This is a genomic window from Psychrobacter sp. NZS113 (genome assembly GCF_015864825.1).
Classification (GTDB): Bacteria; Pseudomonadota; Gammaproteobacteria; order Pseudomonadales; family Moraxellaceae; genus Psychrobacter.
On the sequence record NZ_JADYWL010000001.1, the window covers coordinates 288,745 to 301,599 of the forward strand.

The 12,855-nt window shown below is 41.3% G+C and carries 10 protein-coding genes; 3 read left to right on the forward strand and 7 right to left on the reverse strand.

All coding sequences use genetic code 11. The annotated features are described in order from the left end of the window. Window positions 1-97: 97 nt before the first annotated feature. Window positions 98-649: a hypothetical protein gene (locus tag I6E61_RS01250; protein ID WP_197128754.1), complete on the reverse strand. Its 552-nt coding sequence runs from the start codon at window positions 647-649 to the stop codon at window positions 98-100. Between the two features lie 613 nt (window positions 650-1,262). Beyond that, a complete protein-coding gene (locus I6E61_RS01255; protein WP_197128756.1) occupies window positions 1,263-2,549 on the reverse strand; it encodes a trans-acting enoyl reductase family protein in 1,287 nt (428 codons plus the stop codon). Window positions 2,550-3,127: 578 nt separating this feature from the next. Here I6E61_RS01255 and I6E61_RS01260 point away from each other — a divergent pair. Then, window positions 3,128-3,283, forward strand: coding sequence for a DUF1328 domain-containing protein (locus I6E61_RS01260; protein ID WP_082624527.1), 156 nt, complete (start codon window positions 3,128-3,130; stop codon window positions 3,281-3,283). Between the two features lie 129 nt (window positions 3,284-3,412). Here the strand turns inward: I6E61_RS01260 and I6E61_RS01265 are convergent, their stop codons facing one another. The 4 genes from I6E61_RS01265 to I6E61_RS01280 form a co-directional block, all read right to left on the reverse strand. Then, window positions 3,413-3,706 carry a 4a-hydroxytetrahydrobiopterin dehydratase gene (locus I6E61_RS01265; RefSeq protein WP_194196141.1) on the reverse strand — a complete coding sequence of 98 codons (294 nt, stop codon included), beginning with the start codon at window positions 3,704-3,706 and terminating at the stop codon, window positions 3,413-3,415. A 326-nt stretch (window positions 3,707-4,032) separates the two neighbouring features. Continuing rightward, on the reverse strand, window positions 4,033-4,326 hold the full coding sequence (locus tag I6E61_RS01270) for a GNAT family N-acetyltransferase (RefSeq protein WP_197128758.1): 294 nt from the start codon (window positions 4,324-4,326) through the stop codon (window positions 4,033-4,035). A 178-nt stretch (window positions 4,327-4,504) separates the two neighbouring features. After that, entirely contained in the window at window positions 4,505-5,833 is a 1,329-nt protein-coding gene (locus tag I6E61_RS01275; protein ID WP_197128760.1) for an acyl-CoA desaturase, read from the reverse strand. Window positions 5,834-5,935: 102 nt separating this feature from the next. Then, a complete protein-coding gene (locus tag I6E61_RS01280; protein ID WP_197128762.1) occupies window positions 5,936-7,192 on the reverse strand; it encodes a flavin reductase family protein in 1,257 nt (418 codons plus the stop codon). A 456-nt stretch (window positions 7,193-7,648) separates the two neighbouring features. On the opposite strand from I6E61_RS01280, the gene ettA reads away from it, so the two are divergent. Next, window positions 7,649-9,310, forward strand: a complete 1,662-nt coding sequence (gene ettA, locus I6E61_RS01285) for an energy-dependent translational throttle protein EttA (RefSeq protein ID WP_197128764.1) — start codon at window positions 7,649-7,651, stop codon at window positions 9,308-9,310. 95 nt (window positions 9,311-9,405) lie between these two features. Next, a complete protein-coding gene (locus tag I6E61_RS01290) occupies window positions 9,406-9,819 on the forward strand; it encodes a hypothetical protein (protein ID WP_197128766.1) in 414 nt (137 codons plus the stop codon). Window positions 9,820-9,971: 152 nt separating this feature from the next. On the opposite strand, the gene plsB is transcribed toward I6E61_RS01290, so the two are convergent. After that, on the reverse strand, window positions 9,972-12,815 hold the full coding sequence (plsB, locus tag I6E61_RS01295) for a glycerol-3-phosphate 1-O-acyltransferase PlsB (protein ID WP_197128776.1): 2,844 nt from the start codon (window positions 12,813-12,815) through the stop codon (window positions 9,972-9,974). Window positions 12,816-12,855 lie beyond the last annotated feature (40 nt).

Sequence of the window (12,855 nt, forward strand, 5' to 3'; positions counted from 1 at the left end):
GATGGCTGCCTTTTTTGTTTTGCAAAAATATCATATTCGAAGAATATTTTAACATCAGCTATCAAGTAATAACTGCTTGTCAGTAGCGGCTGTCTTATTATCTAATAATAGGCTGCATATCGTTTGGTTGTTGCATGCCATTTTGTGATTGTGACGTATCTTTTGATGACTGTTGCGTGCCGTTTGACGACTGTTGCGTGCCATTTTGTGATTGTGGCATATCTTTTGATGACTGCTGCGTGCTGTTTGATGACTGTTGCGAGCCGTTTGACGATTTTTGCATGCCATTTGACGACTGTTGCATGCCGTTTTGTGATTGTGACATATCTTTTGATGACTGCTGCGTGCCATTTGACGACTGTTGCATGACGTTTGATGATTGCTGTCTATTATTTACTTGTGAAGCCATATCTGCGCTGCCGTTTGTTCTGGCAACTGAGATAGTCTTTGTTTCGCTAATTTTGAACGGGTTTGCTTGACTAGTATTTTGTTGACCTTGCGCACTTCCGAGTTCAGTTTGAAGATCTCTGTCAGCCATTGATGCTTGTTTATCTACTGATTGATGGTTAGCAGGTGCTGCCATTGCCAAACTTGGAAGAGTAAGCGCTGCACCAATCAATAATGATAAAGGTAAAGTACGTTTTTTCATGATTTAATTCCTTGAGTTACAAATTTAATGTGCCAGTTAAAAGTAGTGTTTTTTAAAACTCTTAAACTAACCAGTGTTCAATAGTATTTCGTACAACTTGTCACGTATGACATAGAGATGTTTATAATTTTAAATATATATATTTATTATGTTTAATAAATGATACATAGACAAAATAAAATCATGATAACGGCTACGTTGGCTATCATGATTGAATAAGATGATATTATTAACTGACTATTAACCAGTCATAAACTCTGTAGAGGAGAATACCAATTAAGCTCACATTAATTCAGTAGTACATAAATTAATAGTCTCACAGCTTGATGTTTTCATGTGACATCGTGCAATGACTGTATTTGTGTTGTTGTAATGGAGCATTTATTGGTAGTTGCGATGTATTTTTCTCTTCCTTAGCATCGTTATTAAATCCTAATACTAAGAAACCGTACCTTGATATCAAGATACGGTTAGAAGAGTACTGAAAATCAAATTGCTCATTAGCTATTGTTGTGCCAATAGAATTTAGGTACAAGGAAACTAAGTAGAATTGCTATACTTGCTAACTTGAGTAAAGGTCACTCTATATCTGGTTGATATAGGATGGCCTCTATTAATGGTCAACGACTTCGAAACTTAGTCCTGCATGCTCTTCTAAACGCGTAAGTAACTGATCACCCATCGCAGATGCTGGTGTCCAAAAACCACCACCAACAGTCTCTTTACTGACATCTTGCGCCAAACACAGTGCCGCTTGAGCCAGCATACGTGAGGTGCTACCGTAGCCAGGATCTTTATCACCTGTGACTTTGGTGTTGATCGTGTGTTTCTTGGTGGTTTGACCAAAGAGACGAATATCAAAATAGCCATTTTTCTGCTCTTCTTTAGAAGGGCCAGAACCTGATTTGGGCAATACGTGTTTGGATAATAACTCACGGCTCGGCGTAATCATCATGGCCGTGGCAAATCCAAACAACCCTGCGCTCAAGGCATAGCTTGATAGCTGACCCTTCACCCCATCTTTCATCCACATCGCTTCGTCATATTTAAAGCCACGGCCATATTCATAGCCGAGCAGCTGGTTGCTACGATGAACGATACGAGTATTGATACTTGCCATCACAAAAGGCGCCAACCAGCGCTTATGCTCACTATCGTATTCTGGTTTGCTGACATTATCTTGGCGCACGTTTGGCGCATCTGTATCATCATTAAGCAAATAAGGGTTTGCTACCTGTTTACGACGTGATTTGTCTTTCCCAACTTCTTCAAATATAGTCGCCATAGAGGCAATGGTACCGCCCGATAGACCACCTTTTGCCGCTTTTACACGCATATGAATCACATCACATGCTTCACCGAACTTTTCTTTTGCTTTGGTTTGCGTAAAGTACACACCCAAGTCTGATGGAATTGAATCAAAGCCACACGAATTGACGATACGAGCACCACTTTGTTTTGCTGCATCTTGATATTTATCCATCATATCTTTGATAAAGATAGCTTCACCCGTGAGGTCGACATAGTCCGTACCATTAGCGCTACAAGATTTAATCAGCGTTTCACCATACTTAAGATAGGGGCCGACGGTAGAGATAATGACTTTGGTCTGTTTGGTCATTTCATCGAGGCTCGCCGAATCATTACTATTAGCAATAATAATATCTACTTTGCTTTCCAGCTCCGACTGTAGCTCATTCAGTTTTGCTTCATCACGACCTGCTATGGCCCACGTGACGTTAGCCCCATTTGCATCTTTAGCATTGGACAAAAACTCTGTTAGATAATGTGCCGTAATTTCCCCAACGAAGCTGGTTGCACCATACAGAACAACCGCGTAAGGACGGCTTTCACTGCTGCTTTGTAGCGTGTTATTTGAGGTTTCCGTATTGGTATCCATATTTATTATCCTTAATAGGTTATTTGGTGAGTCACTTTAAAATGAATGGTTTCTTGATGAATGACTTAGTACAACTAAGACTAAGCCAAACTATCCATAGAAGTTAAATGTTTATCTGACTATGGCTATCATAATTGGCATTTGTGTTTTGCAAAAAACGGTTTTTGGGAGTAATGATGACGAATGAAAGGTATTTGCTACTTACTGTTTATAGCAGATTATATGATGAAAGTGGTAGCGGATAAAAAGCCACTCACCCTCTCTATACACAAGACCTATAAATCTAGGAAAAAATGCCAAAATGCTAAGGTTTGCTACAAAGATTACATAACTTGCCGTTTTTATTACCAAAGTGAACGTTTTTTGAAGAGGAATATTGCTAATCTATGGTCATAAGCAGTTATCACTAATACTAAAAATATCATTAATACTAAAAACAAAAAAGGGAATATCAGATATAGCAGGACGAATATGAATAATAGCTATTGATTGTACTGGTCGATATTAGCCAGTTTTAATTGATACTTATCTTATGAGTCTTATGTCTGATTTTTCAATAATTATTTAAGGAGAAGATTATGTTTCGCTGGGCTATTATTTTTGCTGTAATCGCATTGTTGGCAAGTTTCTTAGGTTTTGGCGGCGTCGCTGGACTGTCTGCTAATTTGGCATACATTTTCTTGGCTGTGGCTGTGATTTTATTCATTGTCGCGTTCGTCAGTCGCAAGATGTAATAAATCATCACAGCATATTAAATAAACACAGTTTACTAAACAAAAAAGTCCTCATAAATTATGAGGACTTTTTTATTTCCAGTTTTCTTTGAACTGTTTATTTAAATATCAAAAATTATTCACACATCACTATAGGCGTTTGGGTTGAATAATATGTTCCATACGTTTGGCCAGACGGATATCATGGCTCGTAATGCCGCCTGTATCATCTGTGGTCAATCGTACCTCTACCACGTTGTAAGTATTACGCCACTCAGGGTGATGCTCAAGTGCTTCAGCATGGAATGCCGCTTGATTCATAAAGCTCATAGCTTCAATAAAATCGCTAAAGTGATATGTTTTCACGATAGCATCGCCATCACGCTGCCAGCCCGGTAAATCTTCTAACTGCAAATCCACTTGTTTATCAGATAGACTACTCATATTAATAACCTTTATTGTTATGTTGAATTGGTTTATTAAAAATTATATTAGATAATATTTTATACAGTGTAATTGACGATATAGAATAAATTTAAGAGTGACTTATTCTATCAATCATTATAAGACATAAACCGTTATTATATTTGTCATCTTGCCATATATTTAAAGATAAATATACGAGCGCAGACAACAAATAAAAAGAAGATTAGGTTGGATTCTTACTCAAAATATACATGCTAATACTGGGTTGTATAGTCAGTTTAATATGATTACGATACAGCTAGATCAATCATGGATGACGATGTAGCGGGTTTATATGAATTTGACTACAGCAGGTCTTTATATTCAGGATGCTTATTGATGTATGACGATACAAATGAGCATTGCGGTACCACTTTCTTATCATTCTCACGTGCATAATTGAGTGCGTGCTTGACCAGTGCTGATCCGACACCGCGTCCGCCTAAAGCTTGCGGTACGATAGTGTGATCATAGACCAGTTTGCCATTTTGCTCTTGATAGCTGATATAACCAATATGACCGTCGATAGCGGTCTCAAATCGTTTGGCCTCTATATCGTGGCTAATTTTCATAGGTTGTTCAGCAGTTTGATTACTCATAGCTACTCTCCATTATTATTAAGTGTCATTATTGTCAGTTATCGTTTGTGTCTATATTTCTACTTCTTATTATGCGTATTTTGTCATTTAATCTATAGTTCTTTACCGTAAGGGTAGATAGGGTAAATGTTAAGAGTCATTAGAATGACTGGTTATGTATGTCTATATTGGTCATGTCTTACAAGTAAAACAATGCTTGGCGCATGACAGGTGGAAGGTATTTCCCTAATCCACGGATAACTGGAGCATCGTCTTGTTTTTCTTTGGCAACCTGAGTCAATTCAGTAGCTTGCGATTGTAAATATACCTGCCATTCCTCGGCACTCGGTTTGCTAAAGTGACGTATACGACCAATGACCTGACGAAGCTGGCGACCAAAACGCCCAGTGTTGTAGGGTAGGTCGTATTTTCGGCATATGTCCTGTACTTGCGGTGATATGCGAGCGTAGTGGTTGGCTGGCATATCAGGAAAAATATGATGCTCAATCTGATGTGATAAATTGCCCGTCAAAATATGGAATAACTTGCTACCTTGGATATTACTAGAGCCGAGAATTTGCCGTATATACCAGTCACCCTTGCTTTCATTGGTATCAAGCTCAGTATAAATATGTGCTTGCTCCGTAAAATGCCCACAAAATATCACTGCCCAGGTCCATAAATTACGCGCCATATTTGCAGTGATATTACCGCTCAGTGTGGTCATCGCGCTACGTCGACCTAGTGCCAACCATGCTAGGGCAGGAAATGCAATATGGTCTTTGCCGACTTGCCTTGCAATTTTGGCAAATAATCCACGAGATTTGGGCCGCATGATCTCTGTGAGCTGCGGCGAATCAGCATATTCATCAGCACTAATTTGAATATCATGAAAGGCGACTGCCCACTCAAACCCCAAGGCCAATACCATGGTACTGAACAGATTATAGCGGTCGCTTGGTGTCCACGGCTGCTCGTCAGTCACGCGAATCAAATGATAGCCGACGTCATGATCACGGCCAACGATATTGGTAAACGTGTGATGCAAGTAATTGTGCGAATGCTGCCATAGCGGTGCAGGGCAAACGATGTCCCAATCAAATTTTTGACTGTTGAGATAGGGATGTTGTATCCAGTCATATTGCCCGTGCATGACATTGTGCCCAAGCTCCATATTGTTCAAGATTTTGCTGAAGCTCAGTAAAGAAGTACCAAGTAACCAAGTAGCGACCAGACTTCGTTTCGATGGCATGCGCCCAGCCGCTGCGAGTAAACCACGAGAGATAATTTCGCTATAGACCACGGTGGCATGTACACGTTGAATATAACGGGCATCATCGCTACCCAATGAATTCATGACACTTTGATATAGCGTGTTCAACTCATCGGCTAGCGCATCACTTTGATCTTTTGGTAATTGTGCACCCGTTAATGTTGGATATCGCTTTTGTTTCGATTGCATATTCGTGTCTGTCGAAAATGCAGATACGGCAGATTGAGCAGTGAACATAGGCGGTAATAAACGCATGGAAACTCCTTAACTAAGGCTATTAATATCAAATGTTATAGGGCTAGTTTCATCAGGTGTCTACGTACTATTGGACTATCTGACTCATGTTTTTTAATGATCTTAGATATCTAATACTACGTCCGTCATGGCAATATTGATACAAGTTTGAATCGATTCATAGCCATTGCTACTTATTTTTCCCGTCTCAATATTTTTGACTACGCCGCTGGCTTTGTTACAGCGACATAGCTGACAAATACCTTGCCTACACCCATAACTGAGAGTGATACCTGCTTGCTCAGCACCGATGAGTAACGTGGTATTGGTATCGAACTGTCGCTGTCGACCGCGTAAGTAGACCGTTTGTTTTGCTATATCATCTTTTGCGTTGTCTGTATTATGACTATTGTCATCGATAGCAAGCTCATGTGACAGATTACCAAAGCGCTCGAATATAATATTATCGCGTAACGAGCATTTATCTTTCAGTGAGTCCATATCTAACGATGTTATTGTTTGAACGGCGTCATATAGTCCTGCTAATAATGCTTGCGATCCACAAACAAATATCTGTGTATTTTCTAATGGCAAATTAAGTGCTAACAAGCTTTCTACACTTAAATGTCGCGTACCTACCAAATAACTATCAGGGTCTTCTGTATCGATAAAGTGATAAGTGAAGTTTGGATAACTGTCTTTTAATTGCTGCCAATGCTTTAAAAAAGGTGTCTCTGCCAGTGGCATGCGACTGTAATATAATAAGGTGACCGTATGGCTTTGCGATAAGGCTTGTGTGATAAGGCCTAGCATTGGGGTAATGCCACTACCTCCTGCTATAAACAGTAGCGATGAGGGTGTAGAGGACAAGTGGTTAGCACCTTGTGTATCAAGCTTTGCCTGTGCCAAGGTGAAATCGCCATCAGGCAAACTACTATCAAATATAGTACCCAGTGGTGCTTGCTGTGTTAGATAGTTGGAGACCAATCCTTGAGGTTTGATGGCAATGGTAACGATATTCGATTGTGATTGCTTGTTTTCACTATTCTCACTATTTTCACTATTGTCAATGTCTGATTGCAAATAGAAGGGTTGTTTTGGTAAGCCTACCAACGAGTAATAGCGCTGATGGTAAATGGCGTCAATAACGACCGTTAAATTTATATGTTGACCACCATGCCAACCGCCGTCTGAATCAAGTGCTTGCCGTTTAAAAGCATGATTGCCTTCGAACTGAACCGCAACCAAGTCATCATTAAGAACCTGCCGTGCAATCAACCGTAATTTAGGGCGGGTCAACGACCAAAACGGATGCAAACGTGATCCAATGAAGTCAACAAACGCACGTTGTATAATTTCAGGGCGATAGCCAGTGGCCATAAACTCATTACCTTGTATGATGCTATTTAGAGATGAATGTCACATGTTTTATTGTCAGGTCTAATTGTTCATATTTATTTAGAGGTATCGTACTGAGTGTATCTCAAATTAAATGACGTTACCTTATTAAGGTAAACTAATATTCTAAAGGCTATTCATTAAGTTTTCGAAAGGTTTGATGCTATTTTTTGTGGTCTTTATAAAGCAGTAATGAGTCAAAATGTTAAACGAGGCGTTTTGACAGTAGGTTTCCATAGCCACTTTTAGGGAGAAAGCGTCATGCTAAATGCCGAAAGCCGCAAAACAAACGCTAAAACAATCTGTTGGCTTGCAGGGTATGCGCCACAATGCGATAATGGCTCATAATTTGTAACCCTGATTTTGAGGTGCGGCGCGCTTGGCATCATTGCCAAGTATGATTTGCTCGCCTCTTCTATGCAGTCTATCGGAGTGTTAATGGCTCAATATATCTACACGATGAACAACGTGTCAAAACTTGTTCCACCTAAGCGTGAAATTCTAAAAAATATTAACCTATCGTTTTTCCCAGGTGCCAAGATTGGTGTATTGGGTATCAATGGTTCAGGTAAATCGACCTTGCTACGTATCATGGCAGGCGTTGACACTGAATTTAGCGGCGAAGCACGTGCGCAGACAGGTACCAAGATCGGTTATTTGCCGCAGGAACCACAGCTTGATGATAGCAAAGATGTACGCGGTAACGTTGAAGATGGTATGCGTGAAGCGTTAGATGCACTGGCTCGTCTAGATGCCATTTATGCTGAATACGCTGAGCCTGATGCTGATTTTGATAAGCTTGCTGAAGAGCAGGGCAAGATGGAAGACATCATCCAATCGTGGGATGCACATAACTTAAACAATCAGCTAGAAAAAGCGGCCGATGCGCTACGTCTGCCACCATGGGATGCGGATGTTAGTAAATTATCTGGTGGTGAAAAACGCCGTGTGGCACTATGTCGTCTATTATTGTCGCGCCCTGATATGCTGTTACTTGACGAACCGACCAACCATTTGGACGCCGAGTCCGTCGCATGGCTAGAGCAGTTCTTACAGAACTACAGCGGTACTATCGTTGCTATTACCCATGATCGCTATTTCTTGGACAATGTCGCTCAGTGGATTTTAGAGCTTGACCGTGGCCATGGCTATCCGTATGAAGGTAACTATACCGAGTGGCTAGAGCAAAAGAACACGCGTCTAGAGCAGCAGAACAAGCAAGAAGAATCGTTTGCTAAAGCACTGAAAAAAGAGCTTGAGTGGATTCGTAAAAACCAGAAGGGCCAACAAGCCAAGTCTAAATCTCGTGTACAGCGTTTTGAAGAGTTGAACTCAACAGAGTTCCAACAGCGTAATGAGACGGCTGAAATTTACATTCCACCTGGTCCACGTTTGGGTAACAAGGTTATTGAGATTAACGACATCTCGAAATCATTTGGCGATCGTCTGCTGTATGAAAACCTAAGCTTCAACGTGCCAGCAGGTGCTATCGTAGGTATCATTGGTCCAAATGGTGCGGGTAAAACCACGCTATTTAACATGATTACTGAACGCGATACGCCAGATACTGGCACTGTTGATTTGGGTGAAAGTGTTAAAGTTGCCTATGTCGGTCAGGTACGTGATCACTTAGATGATAGCAAAACCGTATGGGAAGAAGTATCTGACGGCCTTGATATCATTACTGTCGGCGATTACACCACGCCAAGCCGTGCATATATCGGTCGCTTTAACTTTAAAGGCTCAGACCAGCAAAAACGTGTTGGTCAGTTGTCAGGTGGTGAGCGTAACCGTCTGCAATTAGCAAAAACCCTAAAGCAAGGCGCGAACGTACTATTACTCGATGAACCATCAAACGATTTGGATATCGAAACCTTACGTGCACTAGAGGATGCGATTCAAGTATTCCCAGGTACGGTAATGGTTGTATCGCATGATCGCTGGTTCCTTGATCGTATCGCTACTCATATCTTGGCATTCGAAGAAGAAGGCCCAGTTTGGTTCGACGGTAACTACTCTGAGTTTGAAACCTATCGCAAAAAGACCATGGGTGATGATGCCAGTCCTAAACGTGCGAAGTATAAGAAGATTACGAACTAGAGGGAATTCAATAAAAACCCATAGATAGTCCATTATGGTTGCACAAAAAAGGCATAACTTAGGTTATGCCTTTTTTATTGTTTAAGAGATAAGTTATGGAAAAAACACTCGAAATACTAAGATTGTTGTCTATATTTGCAACGATATTGTTACCTATTGTGATGGTCTATAAACATCAGTTTTCAAAAAAATCTCGTCTGGCTTCTTGGCAAATATTTTTTATTGGCATAGTTGTGGTTTGGTTGTTGGTTCAAATAGGTGTTTATTTTACCGATGCTTATCTACAAGCCAAGCTTGATGTTTTTGATTTAGATGGCAATGGTTTTTTTACGGCGGATGAAAGAAGTGAGGCACAGCATCAGGCTATGATGAGAGTGACGTCAGACACAGGTAGGGTATTTGCTCCTATTACTGGTGCCATATTTGCCTTTGGCTACATGTCGATACTTATCATATTTTTTAAGCTGGTAGGTTTTTTCACGAAAAAAGAGCCGAGCTCAAAAGCCTGACTCTTTTATGATAATCGCTAAACCCATTTACAATGCTTAACTGTTGCAGTTACAGCAAAAAAGAAGTGGTTAATAAAAAAGGGACTGAATGCAGTCCCTTACTATTATTAAAACTTCTATTTGATGAATAAGCTTTATCTTGTCGTCAAAACCTAACGCTTCCGCCCAAATTTACGCTGCTTTTTATTACTAATTTCAGTAATGGCATGGTTGATTTCATTCTCGTCTAAGGTAGCGACTTGCTTCAAGATTTGCATCATGTCAGGCGTTAGGACGTACTTAGCATGATGGGCAATGTCATTGATACGGTGATCAAATGTCAGAACGCCAGTCTCTTCATCTTTCTGTAAATAATCAAGACGCGTCAGAGCACCAATGAAACTGGTGAATAAAGCACGGTCAAAGAAGTCAGGAATATCGTCTGCATATAGCACAGATAAGCGCTGACCAAGTAGATGACACAAATCAACGACTTCGTTTTCGGTCAAGTTGCCCGAGCCTTGTTGAGCGAGTAACGCAAGCGTCATAAAGTAACGCTCAAGACTTTGGCCAACTGGAGTCGCCAGTACTTGTAGCTGTTGATAGGACTTGCTATTTGACTCAGGAACGCTAAGTATGCCGTCGCCCAACTCTACGATTAGCCCATGAGAGAGTAGGCTATCGACCTTTTTATTGAGTGTATCTGCTAAGCCGTGAGCTGGATAATATAAGAATAGCTCACTTTGTAAGAACGGATACAGCTGCTCAGCGATGCTATCCAAACGACTGCGTTTGATGCGACCATTGCGTGCAACTAGCGCTGACAAAAATGACAGCAGAATGAAGACATGCAAGATGTTATTACGGAAATAACTGAGTAAGGCAGCCTGCTTGCCGACGACCTGAATGATATCGCCTAGGATATGCGGTGTTCGCTCTATCAGCTTGAGTTTAATACCGTAATCAATGATTTGCTGCGGGGTCATGTCTGTGATGACGGTATCATCTGAATAAGCAAGCTGCTTAGCCAAACCTTGATAAAGCTCGATTTGCTCTCTGCAGCTGTTTTCATCCAGTGCCGCTTTGGGCGCTGACAATAACACCAGTGACAACAGTGATACAGGTGTGACCACGGCGGCTTTATTGATATGCTGCATGATTTTCACGCCGATATTATCGACCATCGCACTGGCTTTCTCATCGAGTGGGGTATCGGTACGGTCAGAAGGTAAACTGTCTGCAGACACGTCAAACTTTGTCATAAATTCTGTAAGATGTAGTGGCGTACCAAAGCTTAAGTGTACGTTACCGAAGATACGCTCAATTTTTCGACCTACCTTGAGCAGACCAAGCAAAGATTCTGATTCTTTTGGCTTGCCCTTCAGCTCACCAACATACGTGCCGCCTTCCATAATACGCTCGTAGCCGATGTAAGTAGGAATGAACACGACAGGCTTATTGGTTTTGCGTAATTGACTGTGTACTGTCATCGCAAGCATACCCATTTTCGGCGGTAGCAGGCGACCTGAGCGTGAGCGACCACCTTCGATAAAGTATTCGATAGGCGTATTGCGTGTGATTAATGTGTGCATGTATTCACGTAATACAGAGGTGTATAATGCATTACCACGGAAACTACGACGGATAAAGAACGCCACTGCACCGCGTAACATAGGGCCTAATACTGGTACATCAAGGTTATCACCTGCGGCAACATAAGGAATGCTCAAACCGCGTTTATAAATAACATAAGACAGTAATAGGTAGTCAACATGGCTACGATGGCACGGCACATAGATGATTTCGTAGTCAGTCGCTATCTCTCGTACTCGCTCAAAATGATGTACTTCTACGCCATCATACAACTGCGTCCACAACCACGTCAAAAAGCGGTCGAATACTCGAATGATAGGATAAGAGTAATCATTTACCATCTCGTTGGCATAGCCTTTTGCTAAGCTTCGGGCTTCACGGGTAGTAGTGCCGCTTTCTGCAGCTTCTGTCTCTATCGCATGCTTGATCGCTGGCGAGTACACCAGTTTGTCTACCAAATTGCGTCTGTCTGACAAATCAGGGCCGAGCATGCTGGCACGTTGCTTGTCTAAATAAATAGAGAGCTGTTGCTGCAATATGCGCACCAGTTCGCGATTACTATCGGTAGTTGCTACCAACGCGTAACTTGGGGCGTCGTCAGTAGCTTCTACATTACTGTTATCGTCTAATTGGCTATCTTTTGCAGGACTTTCTTTTGCAAGACTGTCCTCTATAGAAGTACTTTTTATATATACCTCTTTGACTGAGCTATCTTGTAAGTCAGTGGCTAGCGAATCAAAAATAGAAGGCCCTTCCACATCGCCTTTGAGGCTATTGTCGATAAGAGTGCGCAAATCTTGTGGTGGATGAAACTGTACAAAGGTATCGCGTCCCATTACCCCGATATTAAATAACTGCTTAGTAATGCTTGGGTCTTCCCAGTTATCAGTAGTCAACAGCTTAAACAGCGAATCCTCTTTTTCTGGCGCGCGTCCCCATAGGATGGAGACAGGTACCAAACGCACTTTTAGTTCTGGGTACTGTAGTACAGCCGATACCAAGCGTGACAGGCGTGGTGATAATTGACTGTCTTTGGCACTTGGGTGATTCAAAAAGATGATGGCCGCATTTTCTTTAATATTATGCTCGGCATCTTGCACCCCAACCAATGCTGGCGGTAAATTGTGCTCTTGCGTCTGCAAATCAATCAAAATACTGTTGGAACGGGAATAGTCTTGTAAGACATAGAATCTTAATGTCTGATCGTCAGCATCAAACTCAGGTAACTCACCTAAAAGTTTAGGTTTGACAGCAACGTCGAGCATGTGACCCGATAGCTTGCGATATAGCTGATTAATCGGAGCACTCGAATAGGACTTGGCGGCGATTGGACTGACGTCAGTATTAGAGCCGCTGTCAGTAGTGACGGGCGCTTTAAAAATCCGTTTTTTTAGAAACTTATTCTTTAAGAAGCTGGGTATCATAATCAGTATCAAAAGTAGTTAAATATATTGCGCTTATGAT

Coding starts and splice junctions, on each gene's coding strand:
- I6E61_RS01280 (WP_197128762.1), bottom strand. CDS start 7,192: ATGGCCACTGGCTATCGCCCTGAAATTATACAACGTGCGTTTGTTGAC.
- I6E61_RS01260 (WP_082624527.1), top strand. CDS start 3,128: ATGTTTCGCTGGGCTATTATTTTTGCTGTAATCGCATTGTTGGCAAGT.
- ettA (WP_197128764.1), top strand. CDS start 7,649: ATGGCTCAATATATCTACACGATGAACAACGTGTCAAAACTTGTTCCA.
- I6E61_RS01265 (WP_194196141.1), bottom strand. CDS start 3,706: ATGAGTAGTCTATCTGATAAACAAGTGGATTTGCAGTTAGAAGATTTA.
- I6E61_RS01255 (WP_197128756.1), bottom strand. CDS start 2,549: ATGGATACCAATACGGAAACCTCAAATAACACGCTACAAAGCAGCAGT.
- I6E61_RS01270 (WP_197128758.1), bottom strand. CDS start 4,326: ATGAGTAATCAAACTGCTGAACAACCTATGAAAATTAGCCACGATATA.
- I6E61_RS01275 (WP_197128760.1), bottom strand. CDS start 5,833: ATGCGTTTATTACCGCCTATGTTCACTGCTCAATCTGCCGTATCTGCA.
- I6E61_RS01250 (WP_197128754.1), bottom strand. CDS start 649: ATGAAAAAACGTACTTTACCTTTATCATTATTGATTGGTGCAGCGCTT.
- I6E61_RS01290 (WP_197128766.1), top strand. CDS start 9,406: ATGGAAAAAACACTCGAAATACTAAGATTGTTGTCTATATTTGCAACG.
- plsB (WP_197128776.1), bottom strand. CDS start 12,815: ATGATACCCAGCTTCTTAAAGAATAAGTTTCTAAAAAAACGGATTTTT.